Here is a 25,466-nt window from a genome sequence, read left to right as displayed (position 1 = left end):
AGCGATTGAGGATAACTGGAACTTCTTGCTGAAGCAGTCTCATTAGCAAACTTTGCGTTTAAGCTCCTCTCTAGGATAAGCCCTAATTGTCTCAATCGTGCCCCTAGGTCAGGGCTGAAACAACTCGGGCGGGGCCAGGTCATAGCTAAACGCCTCAGCTTCAAAGTGGCCGCTCATGCCCACCACTTGCCATTCGGCGCTGCGATTTCCCTGCTGGAAGCGCAACCGCTGCGCCCGCAGCGGTACTACCTGGAGGACCTCGGCTGGAAACGCCTGGTACTCTCCCAGGTACTGCCGGGGATCCGGCGGCAGGTCGGCACTGCTTTCGATTTGAATCCAAAACACTCGTCCCGCCTGGTTGCCGTAGGCCCGGATCTGCTCTTGGCCTTGGTAGTGCTCCACGCCGCGCAGCCGCTGCCGCCCCACTTGCATAGACTTAGCCCACTCCGGCAAGGGATCCCCCAAGCTAATCGGCCAGGCTGGTGCACCCAACCCCAACCAACACAACAGCAGCAGAACCCAGACCCAGGGCCAGCGGCGTGTCCTTCGATGGGCAGGGATCCCTTGGGCAACCATCACTTTCCTCCGCAGTTAACTCGAGGCTTCAGAAGAGGGGATCGGCCTCAGCGCAGGCGAAAGCCGATCCGCCCCCTTTCAATATCAAAGGCAACGTCGGCGTTGAAAAACAGGGGCATGCCCAACAGCTGCACTCTCTGGTTGCCGTTAACAAAAATCCGATCCCGGCTGGGCGTTACCGGAAAGCCAACCCGGATGCGGTAGTCAAAGGCTCCTCCCAGCACAGCTCGCCACTCCGAGCCTGGGGGTAGGGTAGCGGTGGGAAAAGGAGCGGATCCCAATAGTCGAACGTTGAGGAAGATGTCGGAAGCGCCGCTGTCAAATACGGTGGGGCTGAGGACATTTTGAATAGAAGTGTTGCCAATGCTGTAGGCCACTTGCAGAGCTTCATCCCGCCAGATGGGCGTGCCATCGGGAAAGCTACCCACCTGGGGCAGTTGCCGGAAACTGAAGCCGGCGGTGTTGGCCTCGGTCAGGCCGACGGTGAAAAGGCCCTGAGCAGACTCAAAGCCGCCGGTTTGGATGATGTACCCCGAGCGGAAATTGCCCGGCAGGCGGGTGAGGGGACTAAACAAGTTGCGATCGGGGCTGCGCTCGTCCAAAGAGGTGCCGAGGATCCCGGCAAAGGGGCGCCCTGGCCCAAACAGGTTGTCGGAGCAGGTAGCCACCAGGGGCTCCACACAGGTGATTTGGTCGATCAACTGAATCGTGACCGGCTCCCGGCTCTGGATCCCGCCCAAGCTGAAGGGAGCGCGAGCCAGCACTCCGAGAAATTGCGTGCCATCGGCGAAGGTTACCGTGGAAGGGATCCCTGTCCGCTCCAGGCCAAAGCGCCCCGCCGCCGAGGACAGAATGCGCAGACCTGCCGAGCCGCTATCTAGCAAAACTTCAACCTCGCTCCCGGCCACCCCCACCCTCAAACCCAGCAACCTAAAGCGGCTGTTGCCCAGAGTGCGCACCGGCATGGGGAGCGACTGGCTGCCCGGCTCGGGCGGAGGGGGGATCAGTCCGGGAGGGGAGGTCACAGAGCCCTTGAGGCTAGAACAGGCGATCCCCAGCAGCACCGCCAGCGCCAGCACCAGCCCCCTTAGCCTGCGCCAGATTTCCACCGTCCAGGCTTTCCTCGGGAGCTGCGATCCTGTCTGCATCAGATCCACTCCTCCAGCCACCAAGCGCTCGAGCAGGGAAAACCGGCCTATGCCAACCCCCCCTGCCCCTAGCTTGCCGAGGGGGCTGCCAAGGCGCGCAGTGCTCGGATATGCCGGCCAAGAACAGTGTAGCCAGAGCCCGAGGCGGGATCCCCCCCTCTGCTAGCGGGACGGGTTCTCGCCCTGCGGGCTAGCCTCCGGCATCAGACAGCCGAGGGCATCACACCCTGCTGGCCCCTCTGCGGTTAGGGCGAGGTTGCGGTCATAGCGCGCCAGCGCCTCGTAAAAGTTGTCGGTCTTTCGTCTTTGCTTGACCTCGGCCATCAGCCGCTCGTAGGTGGCCTTGTCGATTTTCTCGAAGGGCAAGCGGGGGAAGGGAGCGTCGAAGCGGGCCAGCAGTGCTGCGCTGATGTAGCCCTCGTCGTCGCGGATGGCCTCGTAAATTCGGGATCCCAGCGCTTCGATCTCGTCCTCGCGCAGCTCGATGGTGGCGGAGGTGTTGTGGGTGGTGTAGTACTTTTGCACCTGCATGTAGAAGTCAAACTGAGCCAGGGCAGAGAAGCGCTCAACCTCAATCTCCTCGGCGCCCGGCAAATTGGCCCACTCCACCTCCACCGGCAGCTCCACCAACCACTCGGTGCAGCGGGGATCAAAGGGGTCGTTGAGCAGGTTGCCGTTTTCATCCTTATCAGACTGGGCGGGCACCACCGAGTAGCCGTAGTCCAGACAGGCGAGGGCCACGGGGTCGTTTTTGGCAAAGGTGATGCGGCGGATGTAGCGCTGGGCCTTGGGCGGGTGCCAGCCGGGGGAGGCGTTGGTGAGCAGGGACTTGGTGCCGGCGGGCTGAACAGTGGTGCAGCGGTTGGGACGGCGCAACCCGTGGCGGTCGCAGTAGTCCCAGACCACGCGGTGGACGACCTCCTTCCAAAAGCTGAGGTATTCCCGCTCCTGCTGCTTGAACTCCTGCCCCAGGGGCGTATCGGGCCTTCCTGCTTGCCACCAGCGCAGCCAGTCCACCCCAAAGGCTTTGACGCAAAAGTCAAACAGACCGGTAAACGAGACGCCCACGATGGGATCCCACTCCCGCGAGCGCTGGAAGCGGGGCTCGACAAAGCGGTGGTGCAGCAGCGCCGCAGCCGACAGGGCCCCTGCCGTAAAGGCCTCCTCTTGCTCCTGGCGGTTGTGGGGATCTAGCCGGTTGAGGTGGATCTCGGCCAGATTGCAGTGGAAGTCGCATCCGATGATCTCACCGCAGTTGTGGACAACCAACCCATTGGCATCAAAGCAGCTTGGGCCGGGCACGGTGCAGTCATAGACCGGTTCCACGCCGTCGGGCTCCAGGGCTGCAACTGTAACCGTAAACCGCTCCCGGTTGAGCCGGCGCTGGTAGCTGCCGAGCAGTTCACCTAGCTTCTGAGCTTTGCGCGGTTCTCGAAAGCCCACCACTGCCTGAAACTGGTGCAGGTTGTCCCCGCTAATGACCAGCTCGTGCTGCACCTGGCAGGCGTAGGGGGCTGGCTGGCGCTTGCTATCAGGCAGCAGACGATACCCAGCGGGACGGCGATTCTCGTAGATGACCGAGACAATCCCTAGACGCGCCAGCATGCGCTGCACAGCTTTGAGGGTGTCCAGGTTGCTTTGGGAAAGCCGCACACTAACTCCCTTCTCTTGACCGCCCTGCACACTGCCGTCTGCGTCAAACAGGCCGCACAAAAAGCCGCGGTGGAAATCAAAGCTTGTGGCTTCCAGTGCCGCAGTCATTTGCTTCTGTCCTGGAGCCATGCCGAACTTAGCTGCCAGTTTCGCCAAGCCGGTGGAATGGATAACCCGGCACTTCAGCTTGGGGTGATAATAGGTCTCTGGCGGGCGAGGTTCGTACCCTACCGCAGCCTGCAACAACTGAGCCGCATGGAGGCTCATCTCCTGCTGCGTATCCTGCCAATAGCGCAGTACAGCCGTGTCATTCCACTGGGTTGTGGCAAGGCTGCCGTCGCCCAGCAAATTCCCCAAGAGCCAGCCTTCCTCCCAGGTCCCCTCACCATCCCAGGGGGTTAGGTCGCGATGGTTGTGCAGCAGAATGCGGTCGCCCGGGCGGAGCCCTTCTGCCGGCACCCATTCCGTGTATTGCGCCTTTGGAGTCTGGGCAATGACTTTGAGAACACGATGGTTGCCCGTCAGCCGAAGAGAAAATCCCTCCTGGGTCACCAGCTTGAGCACGGGCTTGGTGCCGGAGTAGAAAAACCCCTCTGGGGTCGTGCTGAATAGCTCGCCGTTGACGTAGGTGCTGTGCTGCTTGCCAATAAGGTCTTTCACCTGGCGCGGGCCGTCGCCCGTGTGGATCCAAGTGTCTGCGGTAACGCAGGGGTTCAGCCCATACCGTTGCACCCTATGCCACGTTGGCGGTTGGACAGACGGAGAGCTACTAGCTGCCTGCCGCTCCTCTATCCAGCGCCTAGCTCCCTCGGGTCCCTCCGAGGCATAGACGTTGAGGAACTCCCGCTTCAGCTCGGGGGTGTTGATTAGGTCGGCGTTGGCCCGCGCTACGGCTTCCCCAGCCCACTGGATAGCCCCCTCGCCGGAGTAAAACTGCTTGCGCACGGCAGCAATGCACTCTTCCCGCGTTGGCTTGCGGTGAAATACCCGGGTGTGGTTGGCCATGCGCAGGGCATCTCGCTCAGGGTCAATTCTCCAGTTGCCCTGCTCGTCCTGCTGCCAGAGATTGTCTTTGGCGCTAGATCCCAGCTCGTCGTCGGCGGCAAACTGGCGCATACCTGCACTACGGCGGATATTCCCCGCCACCACCGTTGCGGCCGCCTCATCAATGAGCAGGCAGCACTCCACCGAGTTCAGTTGCCTGCCCACGGCTTTGTTGAGGATGGCGGCACAGCGCTGGTACAAGCCGGGCAGCTTGATGGGGTTGGCCACGCCCCCAAACCCTTTTAGCCGCTCCCCAGCGGGGCGCACATGGCTGAGATCCACCGTCACCTCCACCTGACCCCCAAAACTGGGATCCGCCGCCAGCTCCAGCAGCGCCTGGTAGGACTCCACCCAGCCCCGCCGGCTATCCCCCACCTGGATGTGCACCCGGGATCCCTGCCGCTGGATGGGGGTGTGCTCCTGCCGAGAATGCCGCGGCGTGGCGCCGATGGATCCCACCACCTGCACCTGCAGGCGGTTGAGGATGGGGGGCAAGCGGTTGATGAACTGGGGCTCCAGCACCGCCCCCGTGCCGCAGCCCATCATGGCCAAATCCATCATCAGGCCAAAAGAGCGCCAGTCCACCACGGTGAGGCTGGTGCAGTTGTAGGCACCGGAGTAGTTTTCCGGCTTCTGGATCCAGTCGGTGCCCATCACCCACAGGGCCCGACCGGAGATCAAGGCCTTCAACTGCCGCTGCAGACGTTCCACCAGCTCCCGCTCTTGGGGAGTAAAACGCCCTAAGCGGGCAATGTCAGCCAGGGTGCGATCGCAGACGTCGCTCCAGGTCTCGCGGCTGCTATCTGGGCGACGCCGACTGTAGGTACGGTAGAACACGGGGGCAGCCGCCGGGGCCGTGGCTGGAAATTCGCCCAGGGAGCCCATACCAAGTCCCTGGATTGCCGGAGAATGTGCTTCCTTGCTCTGAACCATAGTTACACCCCTTCTGCAAAGCTGCCTTTGGGAAAGCTCCTTTGAGCGCCGGTTTACAACCCTGCCGAGCCAATGCCCAACCACGTTATCACAATCTTCAGAAGCCTGGTGTTGTAGGTGGTGGTGTTCTCTAGGCAACTCCTCAGGATCCCCTAGGGATAGGGCAAGCTCGGTTACCTCCCCCCGCTGTTCCCCTGGGCTGGCGGCGGCGGGTGGGGAAGGAAGACCAGGCAAAAGGGCTACAGTGGAAAAGAGGGATCCCACGTCAAGTCTGCAATGGCACCTTCCTGGGCCTTCTCCCAAGTAAGAGCTTTGTAAGGAGTTGCATCGCCATGACCAGTCGCCTGCGCATCGGTAGCCTGTGGGGGATCCCCCTCTTCCTTGACTACACCTGGTTTCCGGCGGCCCTGTTGCTGGTGCTCTCCTATGGCGTGGTGACGGCCCTGGGGCTGTTTCTCTCTTTGCTGGCTCACGAGCTGGCCCACAGCCTGGTGGCCCGCGCCTATGGGGTACGGGTGAGTTCCATCACCCTGTTCATCTTTGGCGGCATGGCGGCCATTGAGCGGGAAGTCCCCCGTCCCCTGGGCGCTTTTTGGGTGGCCCTGGCAGGGCCCCTTCTCAGTTTGGGCTTGTTTGTCCTCTTTAGCGTGGCCGGAGCTTGGGCTGGGCCGGGGTCGCCCCTGACCTCAACCCTCGCCAGCCTGGCTGCCATCAACCTAATGATTGCCCTGTTTAATCTGCTGCCGGGACTGCCCCTGGATGGGGGGCAGATGCTCAAAGCGGCGATCTGGGGTTGGACAGGGGATCGGCAAAAGGGCATGCTGTGGGCGGCTCGCGCTGGGCAAGGGGTAGGCTGGGGGTTGGTGGCCCTGGGGTTGTGGGTGGTGTTCTTAGGGAGCCTCAACGGCCTGTGGATAGGCCTGATTGGCCTATTTATCGTCAACAGCGCCCGCCGCTATGAGCAGTATGCGCAACTGCAGCAGGTGCTGGCCCGCCTAAAAGCTGCGGATGTGATGACCCGCCGGTTTCGGGTGGTGGATGCGGGCATGAGCCTGCGGGAGTTTGTCGATCGCTACCTGGTGCCTTCTTCCCTCAGGCCGGAAGCCCCAGCTCAGCCAGCGGACGTTTATTTTGCCGAAGAAGATGGCCGCTACCGCGGCCTGGTCAGGCCGGAACTGCTCAACGACATCGAGCGTAGCCAGTGGGATCACCTCACCCTCAAAGCCATTCTCAAGCCGATGGAGCAACTGCAGGGGGTGCAAGAGGAAACCCCCATCCCCCAGGTGATTCAGATGATGCGCCAGGCAGAGCCGCGCCGCATTCTGGTCTTCACCCCCAGCGGCGCCATTGCCGGCTTGATCGACCGCGGCGATGTGGTAGCGGTGGCGGCGCGGGAGTTGGGGGTGGTACTGCCCCAGGAGGTGGTGCAGAGGCTGCGCGACAGCGAAGAATGGCCCCCTGGCTTCCAGGTAGAAGAAAACCTCGCCGGCGAGGGATCCCCTAATCCACAGCAGCAAGCGTGACGAGAGAGGGGCTGTGGCAGGTTTTTGATGAAAGGTGACCTCACATACTGTCTTGAGCGGCTTTCGTCGTTAAATTTAATAAGATTGAGGATGATCTCTATCGATTAAGAATTTTGAATCGCACACACCGTCTTTTGCCTGCCCATACCTATTGCCTGAGCAACGGGCTGGGCGTCATTCTTCACCCTATCCCAATTGCCGATTCTGCAACTGTCGATGTCTGGGTTCGGACAGGCGGGCGCAACGAGCCACCAGAGTGGCTAGGCATCTCCCATTTTCTGGAGCACATGGTCTTCAAGGGCAGCGAGCGACTGGCCCCCGGCGAGCTGGATCGGGCCATCGAGGGCCGGGGGGGAATTGCCAACGCTGCTACTGGCCAGGATTACACCCACTACTACATGACAGTAGCTGCCGCCGATCTGCCGGAGACTTTGCCCTATCTGGCGGAGGCAGTGTTGCGGGCCGGGATCCCCGATCAGGAGTTTGAGCAAGAGCAGCAGGTGATTTTGGAGGAGATTCGCCGCGCTGCTGACAACCTGGGCTACACCGCCTATCAGCTCCTCATGGAAACTGCCTTTGGGGTGGAGCACCCCTATGGGCGACCTGTGCTGGGCACGCCGGCAAGCCTGATGGGGTTGACCCCAGAGCTACTACGCGCCTACCACCGCGGCTGGTACCGACCCGAATTCATGACGGTGGTGGTGACGGGAGGCATTGATCCTGAGCGAGCTCTGGCCTTGGTGGAAAAGGAGTTTGGCGGCTCCGCCGGTGGCCCTGGTTGGATTGCCCCTCCGATCTCTCCTCAGCCCCGCCCGCAGGGGGTTCTGCGCCGCGAAAGCGCCCACGCCCGCGCAGAAGAGGCCCGCCTGAAATTAGCCTGGCCCACTGTCAGCCTCGACGCCTGGGAGCAGGTGTGCGGCCTAGAGCTGTTGGCCGTAGTGCTGGGGGAGGGCCGTAGTTCGCGGCTGGTGCATCTGTTGCGCGAGCAGCGGGGCTGGGTGAGGGCTATCGGCTGCTCTTCGCTGGTGCTGAAGGAGGGGGGGCTCTTTTGCATCAGCGCTCAACTGGAGGTAGAGGATTTGGCACAGGTGGAGTCAACCATCCTGCACGAGATCGAGAAGTTACAGCAGGACGGCATTGGCCAAGCGGAGCTGGATCGCGCCCGGCGCATGCTCACCCACGAGCTGCTCTTCTCCGCCGAGTCCCCCAGTCAACTGGCCAGCCTCTACGGCTACTACGAGACCCTGGTTGGGGTACAGCGCCTGCAGGAGTACCTGGAGCTGTTGCAAGCGTTTACTCCGGCGCAAATCCGCGAGCTGGCGCAGCAGTATCTCTCCCCTCAGGCTTACGTGGTCGCTCTGCTCAAGCCGGCTGCCTCTGACGCTGCCGCGGCTTCGGAGCTGCAACTGGCCTGCCGTTGATGGCCTTTCAGTCTTGGATCCCTTGCCCAATGCACCCCACCCTGTCCACCACCCAACGCGGCCATCTGCAGCGCCTCTGCTTGACCAACGGCATCACGCTGCTGGTGGGCCAGAACGCGGCGGTGGAGATCCTGGCTGCCCACTGTTTTTTTCGCGGCGGCAGCCGGGTAGAGCAACCGCAGCAGGCGGGCTTGAGCCAGTTGCTGGCCGCTGTCCTCACCAAGGGCACCCGGCAGCGCGACTCCCAGGCTATTGCCGCTTGGGTGGAATCGTTGGGAGCTTCCCTTTCGGTAGACAGCGCCGCCGATCATTTCGAGGTCGCCCTGCGCTGTGTAGCGGAGGATTTTCCGGAGCTGTTGCAGTTGCTGGCGGAGATCCTCCGCGATCCCAGCTTTCCCGAGGCAGAGGTGGCGCGGGAGCGGGACTTGATGCTGCAAGCCATTCGCGCCCGACAGGAACGGCCTTTCAGCTTGGCTTTTGATCAGGTGCGGCGGGCCCTCTATGGGGATCACCCCTACGCCCTGCCAGAGCTGGGAGGAGTGGAAACAGTGGGATCCCTGACCCGCGAGGATTTGCTGGCCTACCACGCCACCTACTGCCGCCCAGAGGGCATGGTGATGGCGGTGATCGGCCCAGAGCCGCCCGAGACAGTGGCGGCCCAAGTGGAAGCGGCTCTGGGAGATTGGGTGAGCGCCGGCCCGCCCGCCCCCGACCCAGCCCTGCCGCTGTCTCCCTTGGAGAGGCCGCAACTGCTGAAGCTGCCCCAGCCCACCCAGCAGACGACGATCTTGATGGGCTTCCGCGGCTCCCCTGCCGCTTCCGCCGACTATCCGGCCCTGAAGCTATTGGCCACCTACCTGGGCAGCGGCCTGTCCAGCCGCCTGTTTGTGGAGCTGCGCGAGCGCAGCGGCCTGGCCTATGAGGTCTCGGCCTTTTTTGCCACCCGCCGGGATCCCGCCCCTTTTGGGGCCTACCTGGGCACGGCACCGGAGAACACTTTGGTGGCCCTGGAGCGCCTGCAAGCGGAGATCCGTCGCCTCCACGACACCCTCCTGAGCGGCGAGGAAGTGGAGATGGCCCAGCGCAAGCTCTTGGGCCAATATGCCCTCAGCAAACAAACCAACGCCCAAGTGGCCCAACTGGCCGGTTGGTACGAGATTTTGGGCCTGGGCCTGGAGTTCGACCAGCAGTATTTGCAGCGAGTAAGGCAGCTCACCCCTGCCCATCTCCATCAGGCCGCAACAACCTACCTGGTCAACCCGGCCATTGCCCTGGTGGGGCCGGAAGAAGCTTTGGCAAAAGTTGAACTGTAGGTGGGTGCCACGAGGCAGGCTGCCGACTTCTGCGCAGCGGCACGACGGGGCTTGCCGCGCACCGGGTCAGTTTCCGGATCAGGCTTTTTCAAGACGCGACCCTTACTGCTGCTGGCCCCCAGCAGCTAGGACGGCGGTCAGGGTAGGGCTTAGAGGATAGAGAGGGAGGTTCCAGACGCTCTTGTGCTGGGTTCCCTTCTCCCCCAGGGCGAGAGCCCCCTCCAGTTCCCTAGAAGTCGAGATCCCAGAGGGGGAAAAATCCCACCAGCAGCTCCACAATCACCAAAGCGGGCAGCAGGTTGGCCACCCGCAGGCGGGCCAGGCCGAGCAGGTTAATGCCAATACCCAGGATGAGGATCCCGCCAGTGGCTTCCAAGGCGGCGAGCAGGTCTGGGCGCAACAGCGGCTGCAGTTGCCGCGCCAGCAGGGCCACGCCTCCCTGAACCAAGAGCACCGGCAGGGCGGAAAACAGCGTGCCCCAGCCGAGGCTGGCCGTAAAGGCAAGGGTGGCAATGCCATCCAAGGCGGCCTTGACCAAGAGCAGCGAGGGATCCCCCAGGCCATCCTGGATAGCTCCCAGCAGAGTCATGGGGCCGACCACAAACAGGATGGTGGTGGTCACGAAGGCGCGGGCGATAGGGCTGGGGCCCAGCCAGAGGCTCACCCGCTTTTCCAGGCCCTGTCCCAGCCGCTCAAAGGCGGCCTCGAGGTCGATCCCTTCCCCCAGCAAAGCCCCCCCGATCAGGGCCAGCAAAACCGTTACCGCCTGGGCAGCGCTGCTGAGGGTGAGAGCCATCTGGATCCCCAAGACCAACACCAGGGATCCCAGGGCTTGCAACAGGGTTTGGCTTATGCGTTCGGGCAGGCGACGGCCCGCCGCCCAACCGAGGCCGCTGCCCACTAGGATCGCGAGGGCATTGACAAGGGTGCCGGTGCCGGGAGGAGCCATACAACGTGCCCAGAGCTAAGCTTTCTCGATTATTTCTCAGTCTCGGATATAAGGTTCGTCCCAAGCCTGCGCGGAAACACCTGGGCAGATGCACCATTTCTGCTGCCGATCCTGGCTATACTGAGGACACGCCCGCCCAGGCTAGAGGTGGGCTTTTACTCGGCAAAAATTCAGATGAGCTTTTGGAAAGGCCTGTTTGGGGCAGCAGGGGCCGCTACAACCAAAGAGCCGGCGCAAACAGCCAAAGCCGACCGTCGCCAGGAAACGTTGGCGGTGGGGGGGGAGACTATTGTCTTTAGCCTGGATCCCAACTTGGATCTGTATGAGCTGGAGGAACTTTGCGATGCAGTAGGGTGGTCGCGTCGCCCCATCCACAAGGTTAGGAAAGCCCTGCAACACAGTTTTCTGGTGGTGTCGATGTGGCAGCAGCGGGGCAGCTACCGTCGCCTCATCGGCTTTGCCCGCGCCACCTCGGACCATGCCTTCAACGCCACCATTTGGGATGTAGTGGTCCATCCTGAGTTTCAGGGCCGGGGGCTGGGCAGGCGGCTGATGGAAAAGGTGATCCACGAGCTGCGCGCCCAAGACATCAGCAACATCACCCTCTTTGCCGACCGCGATGTGGTTAGCTTCTACGAGCGGCTGGGCTTTACGCCCGACCCGGAGGGGATCAAGGGCATGTTCTGGTACCCCCGCTAGCCCATGGCTGCTCTGCCCACGGTGATCTTGCCCGGTTATCTGGCGGGCGCCTCTGAGTATGAGCCTTTGCGTCGGGAGCTGGAGGCCCGCGGTTACCCGGCTCGGGTGGTGCCGCTGCAGGTGCGCAGTTGGCTGCCTACCCTGGGAGGAAGGCCCGTCACGCCCATCTTGCAGGCGCTGCAGGCCACGATTCGGCGTACCCAAGCCGAGTTTGAAGTGGACCGGGTTAACCTGGTGGCCCACTCCGCGGGCGGCTGGATTGCCCGCATCTACCTGGGATCCGTGCCCTACGGGGGGCAGGTCTGGCAGGGGCGGGAGCACGTTTCCACCCTAATTAGCCTGGGATCCCCGCACACCAGCCGGGAGCGCTGGACAAGGCGCAACCTGGACTTCGTTAACACCCACTACCCGGGAGCCTTCTGGCCACAGGTCAAATACGTCTGTGTGGCGGGCAAGGCCATCCAAGGGCGGCGCGTGGGCCTGGGATCGCTATGGCGGCAGGAGCATTATCTGGCTTGGCTGGCCTACAACAGCTACCGGCTTACCGCCGGCCAAGGGGAGCTGTGGGGAGATGGCATCACCCCCATCGAGGCCGCCCATCTGCCAGGGGCCATCAACCTCACCCTTCCCGACTGTCACCATTCTGGTCGAGGCGGGCGGCGCTGGTACGGCTCGCCTGAGGTGGTGGACAGGTGGGCCCCCTATTTGGTCTAGGGGGTTTTAGCCGCTGGACTCCCTGCGATCGGCGGCGGGAGTCTCGGGCAGCGAGGCGGTGGATTGGCGGCGCTCCTGTTGGCGCCGGGCCGCTTTCACCATCTCCTCGACGATGGCCCGCGCCTGCTTCAGGCGATCCAAGTTGCTGCGGTAAAGCTCCAGATCTTTTTTGACTCGCTCCGGCGAAAAGGGTAGGTTGCCGATCACGTCCTCCAGAAAGTGGCGGGTGCGCTCTTCCGGCTCCTTGTAGAGCGAGGTGGCCACCGCTTCGTAGGCCGTGTAGAGGCCAACCGCCAAAACTCGGCTGTAGGCGTAGGGGGGCTGGGTCATGCGCTGCAAAATCGCCTTCAGCCCGCCCACATCTTCTGCCTCCGGCTTGAGACAGAGCAGGTTGTATCGCTGGACGGGATCCCCGCTGCGCATCAGCTCCAGCAGGTCGCGGGCGTTCTTGCGCAACACCTCCGGCTTCAGGTGCAGCGCCTTGCAGAGGGCGTTGAAGATGGCCTCGCGCTGCTCTGGGGGATGGTAGGCTTCCATCAGGCTGTCGTAGAGAGTAACCAGACCCAGGGCAAAAAAAGGATCGTAGACGAAGGCGCTGTTGACGGTGGTCAGGTGCAGCTCCACCAGCAACTCCTCCACCACTCGCCGGTAGGCGGCGTTGATCGGACGAGGGTAGGCGCTGAAAAAGGCCGCTTTGGTGGCGGAGAGGGTACGAACAGGGTTCACAGGCAGAGAAAGAGAGACCTTGAGGCAGATTTATTGCTTTCCTCTATTGTCCCCTGCAGCGACTCTGAGGGCAAGCAAGGGCCCCAGTTCCGCTATGGTGGGATACGGATGGGGAACCCTGGCTGGATCGAACAAGTGGATCGAATGAGAAGATGGCAGCAACAGAGGGAACAGTGGTGGTGAAGATCGGCACCTCCAGCTTGACAGACATGCAGACGGGCTCGCTGCGCCTTTCCGTGCTGGGGCCGCTGGTGGAGGTGCTGACTCGGCTGCGCAGCCAGGGCTATGCGGTAATCCTTGTCTCCTCCGGAGCGGTAGGGGTAGGCTGTGCCCGCCTGGGCCTGCGCCAACGACCCACGGCAATTGCAGAAAAACAGGCGGTGGCAGCAGTGGGGCAGGGACGGCTAATTCGCCTATACGATGATCTCTTCTCTGCTCTCAACCAACCCATTGCTCAGGTGCTGCTTACCCGCGGCGACTTTGTGGAGCGCAGCCGCTATGTCAATGCCAATCGCACCTTTGCCCAGCTGTTGCAGATGGGGGTTATCCCTATCGTCAACGAGAACGATACGGTGGCAGTGGAGGAGCTGAAGTTTGGTGACAATGATTCCCTCTCTGCCCTCGTGGCCAGCATGGTACAGGCCAAGTGGCTGATCCTGCTCACCGACGTGGACAGGCTCTATTCGGCGGATCCCCATCGGGACCCCTCCGCCGAGCCGATCGAACGGGTGTGGCGCGGGATGCCGCTGCAGATAAAGGCGGAAGCCCAAGGCAAAAGTGGCTGGGGCACGGGCGGCATGGCCACCAAGCTCACGGCGGCTCAAATCGCCACAGCCGCCGGCGTGACGGTGGTGATCACCAACGGCAAACGGCCCGATCAGATCCCGGCCATCTTGGCCGGAGAGCCCATCGGCACCCGCTTTGAGCCAGCTCCCCAGCCCGTTAGTGCTCGCAAGCGGTGGATTGCCTACGGCCTCATCCCCGAGGGATCCCTGACTCTGGATGAGGGGGCTGTAAGGGCAGTCTGTGAGCAGGGGCGCTCGCTGCTGCCGGCAGGGATCACCGACGTTTCTGGCGACTTTGAGGCAGGGGCAGCCGTGCGCCTGTGCGATCCCGGCGGACGGGAGGTGGGGCGGGGCCTGGTCAACTACAGCGCCGAGGAACTGCGGCGGATCAAAGGCAAGAAAACCGCCGAGATCCCCTACATCTTGGGCTACGAGGGAGTCGATACAGCGGTTCACCGGGATAACCTGGCCCTGCTTGACTAACACCTCAATCCCCCGGCTTAACCACCCACTCCACGGGGGTTTTGCTGGGATCGGGCAATTTCAGCGAAAACAGCCCTGCCATCAAAATCAACAGGGTGGAAAACCAGAGGCAGCCCTCCAGACCGTAAAGCTGGAAGAGGATCCCCGAAGTCACCGTCCCCAGCAGGCGCCCACCGGAGTTGGCCATGTAGTAAAAGCCCACGTTGAGGGCGACATCGTCATCCTCTGTGTAGGCCAGTACCAGATAGGAGTGCACCGCCGAGTTGAAGGCAAAGACGATCCCGAAGAGGATGAGGCCGCCGGTAACCACCCATTGCGGCGGCAGGCCGGCCATAAAAGCGGTAGCAATGAGTGCCGGCACCGCCGTCAAGGTGAACGTCCAGATCTGGATGGTGCGGGCCTTGGGGGCGCGACCCGGGCGACCTCCTCCCAGGAGCTGGGGCGCTAGGAACTGGATGATCCCATAGCCAATGACCCAGAGGGCCATGTAGCTGCCCACCTGCATAAAGCTCCAGCCTAGGCTGTCGTAGAGGAACACCGGCAGGGCCACCACAAACCACACATCGCGCGACCCAAAGAGGAAAAAGCGGGCGGCTGAGAGGAGGTTGATCTCGCGGCTTTTGGAAAACAGCCGCTTGAAGGGGATCTTGGCCTTGACCTTGCCCATGTCCGCCGGCAGCAGGATCCCGGAACAGAAGATCAAAGCCAGCGCCCCCGCCTGGACGAAATTGGCCATGCGGAAGCCCATGGGATCCCCGTAGATCTCAGTGAAGATCTGCAGCAGGGCCGCCCCGACGAAAAACCCTACCCCCTTGAGGGCGTTTTTGGATCCCGTCAGCATGGCCACCCAGCGGAAGAGGCGGGATTCAGCCTCCCTGGGCACCACCAGGCGGATGGCGCTTTTGGAGCTCATCTTGGTGAGATCTTTGGCGATCCCGGCCAGGGCTTGGGCCGTCATCACATAGGCCACCTGGCCCCAGACCGGCCATTGCAGGTTGATCACCCCCAGCATCACCAAGCCGAAGATCTGGATGGCGATGCCCCCGTACAGCGTCAGCCGCAGGCCAAACAGGGATCCAATCCAGCCGCCCAGGAAGTTGGTGATCACCCCGAAGATCTCGTAGAAGAGAAACAGCATGGCAATCTGAATCGGGGTGAAGCCCAACTTGTGGAAGTGAAGTAGCACCAACATGCGGATGGCGCCGTCGGTGATGGTAAAGCCCCAGTAGGCAGCGGTTACCAGGGCGTAGTTGCGCACAGCAGCAGCTTGGGCGCTTGAGGCAGCAGTCATGGGCAGGTCTCCAAAGGACTTACAGACTAAGGGCCACCTTGCGGGCCAATTCCGCCATGCGGTTGGCGTAGCCCCATTCGTTGTCGTACCAGGCCAGGATCTTCACCTGCGTGCCATCTACCACCATGGTGGAAGGGGCATCCACAATGCTGGAGCGGGGATCTCCCTTGAAATCCACGGAAACCAAGGGCAACTCCTCATAGCCCAGGATGCCCTTGAGTTCGCCCTCGGCTGCCGTTTTTAAGAGACGGTTAACCTCTTCCACGCTGGTAGGCCGCCTCACCTCAAACACGGCGTCGGTCAAAGAGGCATTCAGCAGGGGCACGCGCACCGCAATGCCGTTGAGCTTGCCATTTAACTCGGGGTAGATAAGGCCAATGGCTGTGGCAGAACCGGTGGTGGTGGGCACCAAGGAGAGCAAAGCCGAGCGGGCTCGCCGCAGATCCTTGTGGGGAGCATCCACCAGCGTTTGAGTGTTGGTAACAGCGTGGACGGTGGTGATCACCCCGTGCAGGATGCCGATCCCCTCGTGGATGACTTTCACCAAGGGGGCCAAGCAGTTGGTGGTGCAGGAGGCGGCGGTGAGCAGGTGGTGGCGGGACGGGTCGTAGAGGTGGTCGTTGACGCCCATGACAATGTTGAGGGCCTCTTTGTCCTGGACGGGAGCAGCCACAATGACCTTGCGCACCCCAGCCTTGAAGTAGGCCTCTAGCTCTGCGGCTTTCACAAACTTCCCTGAGCACTCCAGCACCAGGTCGATCCCCAACTCAGCCCAGGGCACTTCGCCAGGAGATTTGCACTCGCTAAAGGTCAGGATTTTGTCCTGGATGCGCAACTTCTGGTCGGCTCCCTCGATGTCGAGGTTCCAGCGGCCCTGCACCGAGTCGAACTTAAGTAGGTGAGCTGCGGCAGCAGGACCGCCCTTGATCTCGTTGATGTGGGCGAACTCCAGCTCCGGCCAACCCCAAGCTGCCCGCAGCACCAAGCGTCCAATGCGGCCAAAACCGTTGATACCCACCCGTGCCGCCATAGATCCCCTCCCCCCAGCCGAATCTCGCCTAAAGCCTACCAGAGCTAACTTGGGGTTATCAAGTTAAGGAGAATCGGCCAGGCCCTGGGCAACCTTGCACTCTTCCAATTCCAAAGCCACCCAAAGGGCCTTTCCCTGTCCCTTGCTCCGTGTCGACCTGGCTGCAGGCAGGGAACCTGTGGGATCGCTGCAGCAACAGGGGGGCAAGTAGGGCCAATTTGCCTGGGCTGGCCTGCTGCTCTCGCCTAGGGCCGGCGGGAGTTGTTGACGTCCAAGGCCGGCCATTCCACCCGTTCCACCTGGGGTCGAAAGCCCAGCCAAGGAGTGGCCAACTGGGCAAACCGCTCCGGATCCCCACTCACATAGAAGCGGTGAGGTTCTGCCTGGCTAGCAGTTGAGGGTCGGCGCAGGCCCCAGAGGCTGAGTTCCCGGGCCAGGGATCCCACCAGCGCCACGCCGGGATCCACCCGTCTGACCGAAGAGGGCAGCAAGGACTTCAGGAGAGGATCCAGCAGCGGGTAGTGGGTGCAGCCGTAGACGAGGGTGTCGATCCCCTGTTGCAGGAGCGGCTGCAAATAGCGTTCAGCCGCTTGGCGCAGCTCGGGGCCGTCCAACTGGCCGGCTTCGATGAGGGGGACGAACTCCGGGCAGGCCTGCTCCCAGCACTGGACAGGTTGGGGAAAGCGCTGGGGATCCAGGGCGCTGTACTCTTGAATGGCCTTGGAGTAGGCGCGGCTTTTGACCGTGGCTGCCGTGGCAATGACCCCAATGCGGGATCCCTGGGCCAGGGCCGCCTGGGCGCCGGGCAGGATCAGCCCCAGAATGGGCAGGGCAAACTCCTGCTGCACCTGCTCCAGGGCCAGCGCCGAGCTGGTGTTGCAGGCCATCACCACCACCTTCACCGGCTGCGCCTGCATCCAGCGGAGGATCTGCCGCACAAAAGTCAAGATCTCCTCGGCGGAGCGATCCCCATAGGGCAGCCGCGCCGTGTCGGCAAAGTAGACAAGGCGCTCCTGGGGCAAGCGACGGCGCAGGGCCCGCCAGACGGTGAGCCCGCCCAAGCCACTGTCAAACACCCCAATTGGCCAACTGGGATCCGGATCTGATCCCCACTCCCAACGCATGCTCCGTTCTCCTCAACACCTTGGCTGAAGCTGCTGTATCCTACCCTGCTTCCGAGAGTCTCGGCGACAGCTTCCCTACCCTGGGACTTCGTCCCTTCACGGAGTGGGCCGTAGGGGCGAACGGCTCAAACCAAAGATCCGACCGAGTCCCTATCTTTGGCGGCTACGCAGAAAGGCCTCGATGCCCTCGGCAATGGCCCGCGCCAAAATGGCCTGGTATTCGGGGGTAGCCAACTTTCGCCCTTCGGTTGGGTTGGTTACATACCCCAGCTCCAGCAGCACCGAAGGCATGCCCACCGGTGTTTCCCGCACCATGAAGAAGCGGGCCCGTCGCACCCCCCGGTCGGCGGCGCCGCTGGCCCTCACCAAGCTGCGGTGCAAGACCACAGCCAGCTCGGCGCTGTCGGGCCGCAGGTAGTAGGTCTCAATGCCGTGGATGCTGGAGCGCTCTAGAGCATTGGCGTGGATGCTCACCAGCAGAGTGGCGTTGGCCTGCACGGCCATATCCACCCGCGGCTGCAGCAGCACTTCCCGGTCGTCGGTGCGGGTCATCACCACCTCATACCCCCGCTCTTGCAACAGGTGTCGTACCTGGTGGGAAACGGAGAGCACGATGTCCTTTTCCTGGATCCCACCCACCCCAATGGCACCGGGATCCCGTCCGCCGTGGCCTGGATCGATGGCGATGACCGTCCGGCCCCGGCGGGAAGGAAGGGAAGCTTGGGCAGGCGGTTGCGGCTGGGGTGCGGACGGCGGAGCGTGGAGGGGGCGCAGCTCCAGGGTGATGCGGCGGGATCCCTGGCCGGGATTGGGCTCAAAGACGTTGAACTCTTCGGCAGGTTGCACCAGAATGCTGACCGTGCGGGCATCTTCCTGCACAAAGCGGATCCGCTGCACCGGCCCTCCAATTGGCAAGCCGGGATCCGGCAAGGACTCGGGTAGGCGGGCCGGTGCCACGTTGATGCGGTAGCCGCCGCTTTCCGGATCCCAGCCGGCCCGGTAGAACATGAACCCATCGGCGCTGATGATGAGCTGATTCCCCCGCAGCTCCACAGAGCGCAAGGTAGCCAGGGGCCCTTGGGAGTCGGCAGAGCTGAGATCGGGCAGAAGGCTGGCCTGGGCAGCACCCCCGGCGGGCTGGATCCAGATTCCTCCCTGCTGCGGGTCGTAGCGGGCCTCCCAGTCGCCACTGGAAGGATCCACATCCAAGACCACGCGGGCGATGGTGGGCTCGAATTGCCCCACCCGCAGCCGCGAAACCCCCAGGCGGTTGACGGTATAGACCCGCTGGGTGAGGGCGGGGCTGAGGGTGGTGTTGAGAAAATCCACCACCACTCGATCCGGATCGAGGATGCGCCGCACCGTGGTGGAAGGGCTACCCTGAGTGCGGATGAAAAAGCCCTCCGCTTGCGGAGAAATGGCCAAGATCCGATGGCTGGAAGGGGAGGTTGCAGGAGGAGAGAGTGGGCTGGCTTCGGGGCGGCGGGGCAGCGGCGGGGACGGTGAGATGGGATCCCTGGGGCCGGCTGCCGAGGGAAATAGCGGTGCTGCTGCGGGCAAGGGCTGCTCGGGTTGGAGGAACTGGACAGCCCAGCGGGAGGGACCAGCCGTGAGCAGTTGCAGTTGGTCGAGGCTGAGAGGCTGATCCGGCTGCAGGTGCAGCACAAAGCGAGTGATCGTTGGGGTGAACTGTTTGATCTCCAACGAGGTAACCCGCCCCGGAAAGGTCTGGGTTTGGGGCTCCCGCCCAAAGAGAGTGTTGGGAAAATCCAGCACTACCCTAGGAGGGTTTTGCAGCACAAACAGAAAAGGACGCACCTCTCCCTGGGTGTTGACCTCTAGCCATCCCCGCTGCGGGTCGTAGTGCCAACTCTCGATGCGAGACAAGCCAGGAACGGCGGTCAGCTCTGCTTGAGCGGGCAAGGGGGAAAATAAACCTGCTCCGGCCAAGCCCAGCAGCAGCGTTGCCCCCCACAGAGAGCTCTGCCTAGACAGTTTGGGCTCCCGTTCCAATCCAGGCATGAATTGCACCCACTCCGGCACACCTGCTGCCCTCAACTATACCAAGCTCCCCCCAGAGCGGCCTGAGAGGGAGCGCAATTTCGCCGTTGCCAGTCGGCCCAGGCCACAATGGGTAGGGATCCTCGTCCTGCCTCTGGAGTGTGGATGTCCCCCCTACCTGATCCCCTCCCCCTGGCCCGCGCTGGGGACAGCCAAGCGATCCTGCGGGTGGTTCGGGCAGAGCTCCTGAAGTGGCGCTGGCCCGCGCAAGTGTATCTTGCCGACAACACCTTGCGCATCGACCTGCTGGGATCCCCGTCCCAAAGCCCCTCTCCGCCGGTTGTTGTGGCCCGGCTGTTTTTGATGGTGAAGCAACTGCGGATTCCACGCCTAGAGCAATTGGAAATCCGCGCTTTCTGTGGCTCTCAGTTGCTTTGGCAGCGCAGCCTGCGTTTGAGATCCCAAAAGCGATGGGATCGGTTTTCTTTTGATAGCTGGGCGATAAATATCTGGGCTTACCCAGTTGCATTTGTGGTAGCCCTGCTGGTAAACAGCATTGCTCTATTGGAGTTGTTACATTTGCCTTGGCACATTTGGATTCACGAGCTGGGCCATGCCAGCATTGCCTGGTGGAGCGGGCATCGAGCTTTGCCCTTACCTTTTGGCTGGACCAGCATCAGTCCGGAAAAGGATCCCTTTGTGTACTTTGGGATCCTCTTTTTGCTGAGCTTGCTATTCTGGTCGACCCGCAAGGAGCGGATTCGATGGCTACAGGCATTGGTTGTTGTTCTTGCGCTGCTGCAGTTTTATATGACCTGGCTAATGCCCAATCGCACCAAAGAAATGCTAATTACCTTTGGCGGCGTGGGCGGCGAGTTTTACATCAGCACCTTCTTGATGGCCTGCTTTTATCTTCGCTTGCCAGATCGCTGGCGGTGGGACTTTTGGCGATTCGTCGTTCTGGGAGTTGCAGCCAGCAGCCTCTGGAGAAGCTTTTGGCAATGGCACAGAATCCAAAAAGGGCTAGCTCCGATCCCGTGGGGAACTCTGCTGTGTGGCCAGGGGGATGCTGGTGGGGATATGAACCGCTTGGTTGATGATTTTGGCTGGAGTGCCGACCAAATTATCCAGACCTACAAATGGTTAGGGAACTTGTGCATTTTGTTTATATTGGGCTTGTATATCGTATTTTTATTGCGAATGAACGATGGGATTTGGCTAAACCTACAAGCAAGGCTGATCCTCTGGGCTGATGCTCTTTCTGTGCCAAGCAAACACCGCTGAGGTAGGGCAGAGCAGGATCCTACCGGCATCGCATTCTAGGTAGGATCTCAGGCAATTAAGCCGGCTGGGGAGGACACCAGAAAAGATTGCGGCTGGAAACTCCCAGAGAATGGAGGATCTCTCTCATGATCTCTGTGCAGTATCGCCAATGCTCGGGATCCGCACACATGCGGTCGGGGTTGAACTCCATATCGTAGTGGATGACATTGGGGATCCCGGCAAACTCCTCTGAAGGCTGAGGGGAAATGATAAGGAGTAGGAAGGGCTTGCCCTTTCGCTTAGCGGACAATTTATCCATCAAGTCGATCACCGCGCCCCGCTGACAGCCGCCTGTGCGCACGAACAAGATCTTGTCCGCCTTTTCCAAGACATATAGAAAGCGCTTGGCGCGAGCTGTATAACGAGTCCGCATCCGCTCATGGATTGGATTCATATTCTGCAGGGGGTCTTCCCCCTCTTCCACCTCATGGCCGAAAGAAAGACCTGTCCACTTGCTGTGATAAATTCGCCTGTCTTCAGGGCTGTAGTGCAAATATTGCGGATCCCACATGCCCTGAAACTCGTGGTGGATCATATCGGCTACATCCGCTAGGTTGCTGGTGCGGGTTAGATCAAACGGAAAGGCAGGCCCGTCGTATTCCAACTTGTAGAGCAGCATCCGCACCGCACAGCGATCCCCCAGGGGAACAACAGCAACGCGATGAATATCAGATAAGGCGCATGTGTATTCCAATAGCATGACCGAGTTGGGAGCAGCCTTGACCCGGCTTTCCAACCCCCCCTCTCCAATCATCAACGTGCGAAAGGGAGCATCGCGATAGAGGGGATCCTCATAAACGCCTGTTGGCAGAGCTTTGAGGGCAGCCCGCACTTCTTTCCACATAGGGTGGATGTTGTACTCATAGCTGCTTTGGTTAATCACACACAGGCGGGGCTTGGGATCCAAGCCGGCGGATGGGTAGCTAAGTTTGAGGAGTGTTAGAGTCCCGTCACTAAAGACTATTTCTGAGGATTCCGGAGAGAAAAAATCGGCTGCCGGAGAAAAGACAAGGTCGGCATCTGGGGGAATGGAAAGGGTTGTTTGAATCAAGCCATTCTCATGAATGGAGAGGGAGTACAAAGGTTGATCTTGCCCTTTCTCACCGCTTTTACCAATATATAAGCCTGGCTGTAGTCGAGCTTCTTGAAAAGCAGCTTGTAAAGATTGCCAAGTCGGTGTCAAGGTGTAATCATAAGGAGTAATATTAACAAGGCGGAATCGATTCTGACCCTCCAAGGCCGCCCAAAAGCCAGAGGGATCCTCAAAAATCAGCTTTTCTTTGGATGATGCCAGCTTTAGGGGGGCTGACTTCACAGTGTTGGGATCAAAAATCGAGAGGTCAATAGCCGCAAACATGAGTTGGTGCCCCTTGGTATTAGGGTGGGCCGCGTCAAAAGCCAGATCTGGCTTCCAGCGCCCCTGGCCATCGTCTAAGATGGGCAGCCAGTTGAACACGGGGCATCCCCAACTGAGCATCCTTTGCTGAGTTTCCTGCAAAAGCAGATGCTGTTCTAGGCCGTAGTCTGCATGGGGGTAAACCCCTCCCAAAACTGGCAAGGCTCCAATGTCTTGAATTCGCTGAATTAACCGCTGCAGGCCGTTTTCAAACCGCCTTTGGACGGCACGGCGATGCTCCGGCAGAGCCGTGGCCAAGCCTTCATTTCCCAAAGACAAGGCAACAATAACGACATCGGGATGTTCAGGGATCACCACCTGCTCAAATCGGGCCAGGGTTCGGCTGACGTTTGCCCCCAATTCGGAGAGGTTCCGCACTTGATGGCCATAGCGTTCTCGTAGAGCTTTCTGCAACAGCCAGGCCCATCCTCGCAACAGCCAGGCGCTGCACCCCAGGGCCACCGAACTGCCCAAGACGACTATCTTCAGTCCCGGACAATCTTCGGGCTCAGGCTCGCTCACCGGCAAGGCAAAATAGCCGTATGGATAGAAAGGAATCCGGCCAAACTCGCCATCTTCCACGATCAAAACTGCCGGCAAAGGTTCCGGCTCAAGCGGCACCCAGCGATTCCTATCGGCGGCTTCCCAAATAACTTCGCCATCGGCCTGAACGCGCAGGTACCGGTACTCCAGTCGAGGGGTTTCTTCGAGTCCCTCCCCAGAGGACAGTGGGCTAGAAGTGCCATCTGCCGGGCCTAATGGCAACTCCACCCACCAGAGCGGGTAGCGATCGGGATCCGTCTGCAGCCAAACACAGCGGCAGGGATCCCAGGCGCCCAGTTGAGGGCTGGATCCCACCAGGGCAATTCGATCGCCGGGCTGAGTGGTGGCGCGAACTTGAAAGCGATACATTTTCCGAAGGAGAGGGAGGGGAACCTATTCTGGATTTGCCGGTAGATAGACAGGCTTGATCAGTTGGCTTATTACCCTGCCGACAACTGGTAAGAGAAAACAAAAGCTGCGATCCAGTTCCGCCTTGTCTGGCCTATCCTGAGTTTTAAAAAAAAGAAGTTCTCAGATCCGCAAACAGAAAACACAGAAGGCCACAAAAAAGACCTAAAGCCCCAAAGTAAAGCTCTCTAAGTAAAGAACAATTGAACTTTAGCTTGAACTTAACATACTGTCCAAGAATTGTCTGTTTTCTGGAGCACTTTCAGAGGGTTTCTGGAGTGCAAGTTTCCAATTGTCGCTGGGGCAAAATCACCTCAAAGGTGGATCCCTGCCCCACCTCGCTCTCCACCTGCACCTGCCCCCGATGCTGCTCGGCGATGCTTTTGACAATGGCCAGCCCCAAACCCGATCCCGACCGCCGATTGGGATCCCCGCTGCGGGCCGGATCCACCCGGTAGAAACGGTCGAACAGGTGGGGCAGCGCCTGGGGTGGGATCCCTGGCCCGGTATCTTGTACCCGTACCACCAGCTCTGGGGATCCAGAGCGCAGCCGCTGCTCCAGCCTCACCTGCACCTCTCCTTGGGGGGGAGTGTGGAGAAGGGCATTTTCGATCAAGTTGGTAAACAGGCGGGCCAATTGATCTTCATCTCCCCAAAAGCCAAAGGGATCCACTTGGGCGGGAGAAGGTTCCGTCCCGCTCTCAGGGGCAGCAATCTCCAGCTGCAAGCGGATCTGTTTTTGGTTGGCCAGCCCTTGCAACTCCTCTACCACCTGCAGCAGCAGAGCATCCAGCGCACAGCAGCGGGGCTGGAAAGGCACCATGCCGCTGTCGTGGCGGGCCAGAAACAGCAGGTCGTCCACCAGACGACCCAGCCGTAAACACAACCGCTCCACCATCTGCCAGCGCTGCCGGGTGTCGGCATCCAATTGGGAATCCGCCAAAGCCACCTGTACCGCGGTTTGGATGCTGGCCAAGGGACTGCGCAGCTCGTGGGAGGCATCGGCGGTAAATTGCTTGAGCTGCTGATAAGACTGCCGGATGGGCTGCATGGCCAGGCCGGAGAGCATCCAGCCAATGGCCCCCACACCCGTCAAACCGGCCACCACCCAGAGGGAAAGATCCCGGACCAACTGTCGCGTTGGCTTGCTCACCTCAAACCAGGGATGGCTGACCCGCAGATAGCCCAGCAGCTTCCCATGGGCCACGATCGGCTCGGTGAACTGACGCAGCCAATACCCAGGAGCGATGCGGGCAGTGTGCAGGGATCCCTCGGTCAGCAGGGGGGCAGGGATGCCGCCGGGCACCGTGGACCAGATGAGGGATCCCTGGGGATCAAACCACTCCAGGTCGATGTGGTCGTCCTCCAGGGTGCTGGGATCATCCCGAAAGCTGGCCTCTAAGCTCTGGCGGGCCTGCTGTGGATCCAAGAGGCTCTCGTCCACCACCAGGGAGCGCTCGACAATTTCCACCACATGGCCCAGCGTGTCGTCCACCCGCTCGATCAGGGTTGACTGCACATACCAGTAGAAGCTGCCGGCAAACAGCAACAAAAACACCCCTGTTACCACGGTGTACCAGAGGGCCAACCACCGCCGCGTTGCCTGGAACATGGGGGTTGCGCGGGAAGGGGATGGGTTAGCTGTGGACACGAGGCTCAGGGTGAAGGGTCGATAAAATCTCCGCTTCCACCTGCAGCAGGGTGTCCAGCCGCTCCTGCACCTCGTCAGCGGGGAACTGCTCCAGCGCCAGGTCTAGATACAACTGCCAGTGCCGCTCTTCAGCCGCCGCCAGCCAGAGGTAAAACTGCCGCAGCTCCGGGTCGGGGGCGTGGATCCCCAGCAGGCCCAGGCGTTCGTGGCTGCGGGCCTCGATGATGGCGGCCACCAGCAAAGCGTCCAAAAGGTGCTCCGGCTCGGAGCGGCGCAGGTGCTGGTTGAGACGGCTGGCGTAGGGAGCAGCCGAGAGGGGCCTGATCGGGATCCCCAGCCGTTGCAGGTGGCGATGCACCCGCTCAAAGTGCTGCAGCTCCTCCCGCGCCAGCGGCGACAGCGCTTCCACCAGCCGCCCGTTGGCCGGGTAGCGAAACAGCAAACTAAGGGCGTTGCCCGCCGCTTTTTTCTCGCAGTTGGCGTGATCCAACAAGATAAGGTCGAGGTGACGAATGGCTTGGTCGATCCAGGCCGCAGAAGTCGGCGAGGCCAGTTGTAGCGTCGGCACAGGGTCAGAAGAGGTTTCAGGCATCAACAGCTTCCAGGTTGACCCACCCTGCCCGCTGCGGGAGCAGGGAACGGAACTGGGTTAATCGGATCTTAGCTTTGCCGGCGTACCCCTTTCTAAGTCTTGGATCCCGTCTGACGCTCTGGCAGCAGTTGTCCCTATCC

At 61.3% G+C, this 25,466-nt stretch carries 19 protein-coding genes; 7 read left to right on the top strand and 12 right to left on the bottom strand.

Annotation, left to right across the window (positions count from 1 at the left end):
- Positions 1-108: 108 nt before the first annotated feature.
- From NW809_RS01925 to nrdJ, 3 genes are all read right to left on the bottom strand, one after another.
- The gene (locus NW809_RS01925; RefSeq protein ID WP_414346720.1) at positions 109-576 is read right to left on the bottom strand and encodes a hypothetical protein; all 468 of its coding nucleotides are present in this window, start codon (positions 574-576) and stop codon (positions 109-111) included.
- A gap of 47 nt (positions 577-623) precedes the next feature.
- Positions 624-1,724: a hypothetical protein gene (locus NW809_RS01920; protein WP_414401419.1), complete on the bottom strand. Its 1,101-nt coding sequence runs from the start codon at positions 1,722-1,724 to the stop codon at positions 624-626.
- A gap of 162 nt (positions 1,725-1,886) precedes the next feature.
- A complete protein-coding gene (gene nrdJ / locus NW809_RS01915) occupies positions 1,887-5,306 on the bottom strand; it encodes a ribonucleoside-triphosphate reductase, adenosylcobalamin-dependent (RefSeq protein ID WP_414401418.1) in 3,420 nt (1,139 codons plus the stop codon).
- 380 nt (positions 5,307-5,686) lie between these two features.
- Between nrdJ and NW809_RS01910 the strand changes: the two genes are divergently transcribed.
- The 3 genes from NW809_RS01910 to NW809_RS01900 all read left to right on the top strand — a co-directional run bounded on the left by NW809_RS01910 (position 5,687) and on the right by NW809_RS01900 (position 9,611).
- The gene (locus tag NW809_RS01910) at positions 5,687-6,877 is read left to right on the top strand and encodes a site-2 protease family protein (protein ID WP_011430984.1); all 1,191 of its coding nucleotides are present in this window, start codon (positions 5,687-5,689) and stop codon (positions 6,875-6,877) included.
- Between the two features lie 113 nt (positions 6,878-6,990).
- Positions 6,991-8,298 (top strand): M16 family metallopeptidase, encoded by a 1,308-nt coding sequence (locus NW809_RS01905; protein WP_011430985.1) that lies wholly within the window; start codon positions 6,991-6,993, stop codon positions 8,296-8,298.
- Positions 8,299-8,327: 29 nt separating this feature from the next.
- Positions 8,328-9,611, top strand: coding sequence for a M16 family metallopeptidase (locus tag NW809_RS01900; protein WP_049749776.1), 1,284 nt, complete (start codon positions 8,328-8,330; stop codon positions 9,609-9,611).
- 229 nt (positions 9,612-9,840) lie between these two features.
- Here the strand turns inward: NW809_RS01900 and NW809_RS01895 are convergent, their stop codons facing one another.
- Positions 9,841-10,560 (bottom strand): DUF554 domain-containing protein, encoded by a 720-nt coding sequence (locus NW809_RS01895; RefSeq protein WP_414401417.1) that lies wholly within the window; start codon positions 10,558-10,560, stop codon positions 9,841-9,843.
- Positions 10,561-10,734: 174 nt separating this feature from the next.
- Between NW809_RS01895 and NW809_RS01890 the strand changes: the two genes are divergently transcribed.
- Together NW809_RS01890 and NW809_RS01885 are read left to right on the top strand one after the other, a co-directional pair.
- The gene (locus NW809_RS01890; protein WP_099812932.1) at positions 10,735-11,259 is read left to right on the top strand and encodes a GNAT family N-acetyltransferase; all 525 of its coding nucleotides are present in this window, start codon (positions 10,735-10,737) and stop codon (positions 11,257-11,259) included.
- A 3-nt stretch (positions 11,260-11,262) separates the two neighbouring features.
- Positions 11,263-11,973: an esterase/lipase family protein gene (locus tag NW809_RS01885; protein ID WP_011430989.1), complete on the top strand. Its 711-nt coding sequence runs from the start codon at positions 11,263-11,265 to the stop codon at positions 11,971-11,973.
- A gap of 6 nt (positions 11,974-11,979) precedes the next feature.
- Here the strand turns inward: NW809_RS01885 and psb29 are convergent, their stop codons facing one another.
- Entirely contained in the window at positions 11,980-12,699 is a 720-nt protein-coding gene (gene psb29 / locus NW809_RS01880) for a photosystem II biogenesis protein Psp29 (protein ID WP_011430990.1), read from the bottom strand.
- 152 nt (positions 12,700-12,851) lie between these two features.
- On the opposite strand from psb29, the gene proB reads away from it, so the two are divergent.
- Complete coding sequence (gene proB, locus NW809_RS01875) at positions 12,852-13,967, top strand: glutamate 5-kinase (protein WP_099812931.1); 1,116 nt, start codon at positions 12,852-12,854, stop codon at positions 13,965-13,967.
- A gap of 4 nt (positions 13,968-13,971) precedes the next feature.
- On the opposite strand, the gene arsJ is transcribed toward proB, so the two are convergent.
- The 4 genes from arsJ to NW809_RS01855 all read right to left on the bottom strand — a co-directional run bounded on the left by arsJ (position 13,972) and on the right by NW809_RS01855 (position 19,455).
- Positions 13,972-15,258: an organoarsenical effux MFS transporter ArsJ gene (gene arsJ, locus NW809_RS01870; RefSeq protein WP_414401416.1), complete on the bottom strand. Its 1,287-nt coding sequence runs from the start codon at positions 15,256-15,258 to the stop codon at positions 13,972-13,974.
- A 19-nt stretch (positions 15,259-15,277) separates the two neighbouring features.
- Complete coding sequence (locus NW809_RS01865; RefSeq protein ID WP_414401415.1) at positions 15,278-16,288, bottom strand: ArsJ-associated glyceraldehyde-3-phosphate dehydrogenase; 1,011 nt, start codon at positions 16,286-16,288, stop codon at positions 15,278-15,280.
- A 245-nt stretch (positions 16,289-16,533) separates the two neighbouring features.
- A complete protein-coding gene (gene murI, locus NW809_RS01860; protein WP_414401414.1) occupies positions 16,534-17,412 on the bottom strand; it encodes a glutamate racemase in 879 nt (292 codons plus the stop codon).
- 150 nt (positions 17,413-17,562) lie between these two features.
- Entirely contained in the window at positions 17,563-19,455 is a 1,893-nt protein-coding gene (locus NW809_RS01855) for an N-acetylmuramoyl-L-alanine amidase (protein ID WP_414401413.1), read from the bottom strand.
- 321 nt (positions 19,456-19,776) lie between these two features.
- On the opposite strand from NW809_RS01855, the gene NW809_RS01850 reads away from it, so the two are divergent.
- Positions 19,777-20,697, top strand: a complete 921-nt coding sequence (locus NW809_RS01850) for a hypothetical protein (protein WP_240527338.1) — start codon at positions 19,777-19,779, stop codon at positions 20,695-20,697.
- Positions 20,698-20,752: 55 nt separating this feature from the next.
- Here the strand turns inward: NW809_RS01850 and NW809_RS01845 are convergent, their stop codons facing one another.
- The 3 genes from NW809_RS01845 to NW809_RS01835 all read right to left on the bottom strand — a co-directional run bounded on the left by NW809_RS01845 (position 20,753) and on the right by NW809_RS01835 (position 25,326).
- On the bottom strand, positions 20,753-23,044 hold the full coding sequence (locus tag NW809_RS01845) for a DUF1796 family putative cysteine peptidase (protein ID WP_414346236.1): 2,292 nt from the start codon (positions 23,042-23,044) through the stop codon (positions 20,753-20,755).
- A gap of 301 nt (positions 23,045-23,345) precedes the next feature.
- Positions 23,346-24,695 (bottom strand): sensor histidine kinase, encoded by a 1,350-nt coding sequence (locus NW809_RS01840; RefSeq protein ID WP_414401412.1) that lies wholly within the window; start codon positions 24,693-24,695, stop codon positions 23,346-23,348.
- Positions 24,696-24,720: 25 nt separating this feature from the next.
- Complete coding sequence (locus tag NW809_RS01835; RefSeq protein ID WP_011430999.1) at positions 24,721-25,326, bottom strand: tRNA-(ms[2]io[6]A)-hydroxylase; 606 nt, start codon at positions 25,324-25,326, stop codon at positions 24,721-24,723.
- Between the last annotated feature and the right edge of the window lie 140 nt (positions 25,327-25,466).

The organism is Synechococcus sp. WC101 (assembly GCF_047461555.1).
Lineage (GTDB): Bacteria > Cyanobacteriota > Cyanobacteriia > Thermostichales > Thermostichaceae > Thermostichus.
The sequence above is the reverse complement of the archived record's forward strand: the minus strand, read 5'-3'. Positions and strand labels throughout refer to the sequence as shown.